The following is a 1,082-nucleotide window of genomic DNA, read 5'->3' on the forward strand; positions in this document are numbered from 1 at the left end:
GGGTATCGATGGCATAGGCATCGGAGACTGTGGCGCCCGTGCCGGTGTTGCCGGCCGCATCCACATAGCCGGTATGGTTCAGCGTGATCAGATTGCGGGAGTCGGTAATGCCGGCCGTCGGCGTCAGCGTCGCGGTCCAGGTGAGGCCGCCATCGCTGGACGTCAGATCGCTCAGCGCTCCATGTTCCACGCTGAAGTCGGCAATATCGAGACCGCTCACAGCTTCGCTAAAGGTAATGGTGACCGTGCTGCTCTCGCCCGCCGCCAGCGCCGTGTCCGCGACCACGATGGTGGCAGTCGGGCGCACGGTGTCGATGGCGTAGCTGTTCGAGGCCGTCGGGCCGCTGCCGGTGTTGCCGGCCGCGTCCACATAGCCGGTATGGCTCAGCGTGATCCGATTGCTGGCGTCGGTGATGCCGGCCGTCGGCGTCAGCGTCGCAATCCAGGTGAGGCCGCCATCGCTGGACTTCAGGTCGCTCAGCGCTCCATTTTCCACACTGAAGTCGTTCAGCTCCAGTCCACTGACCGCTTCGCTGAAGCTGATGGTGACCGTGCTGCTCGCGCCCGCCGCCAGCGCCGTGTCCGCGACCACGATGGTGGCGGTCGGGCGCACGGTGTCTATGGCGTAGCTGTTCGAAGCCGCCGGGCCGCTGCCGGTGTTGCCGGCCGCGTCCACATAGCCGGTATGGTTCAGCCTGATCAGATTGCGCGCGTCGGTGATGCCGGCCGTCGGCGTCAGCGTCGCGGTCCAGGTGAGGCCGCCGTTGCTGGACGTCAGATCACTCAGCGCTCCATGCTCCACGCTGAAGTCGGCAATCTCGAGACCGCTCACGGCTTCGCTGAAGCTGATGGTGACCGTGCTGCTCTCGCCCACCGCCAGCGCCGTGTCCGCGACCACGATGGTGGCGGTCGGGCGCACGGTGTCGATGGCGTAGCTGTTCGAAGCCGCCGGGCCGCTGCCGGCGTTGCCGGCCGCGTCCACATAGCCGGTGTGGCTCAGCGTGATCAGGTTGCTGGAGTCGGTGATGCCGGCCGTCGGCGTCAGCGTCGCGGTCCAGGTGAGGCCGCCATCGCTGGAAGTC

The 1,082-nt window shown here is 67.1% G+C and carries 1 protein-coding gene; it reads right to left on the reverse strand.

Going from position 1 to position 1,082, the window contains the following annotated elements:
* The coding region (locus tag D3H34_RS34445; protein WP_286186572.1) for an Ig-like domain-containing protein at positions 1-1,082 on the reverse strand (1,082 nt) is incomplete at both ends.

It is taken from the genome of Acidovorax cavernicola (genome assembly GCF_003581445.1).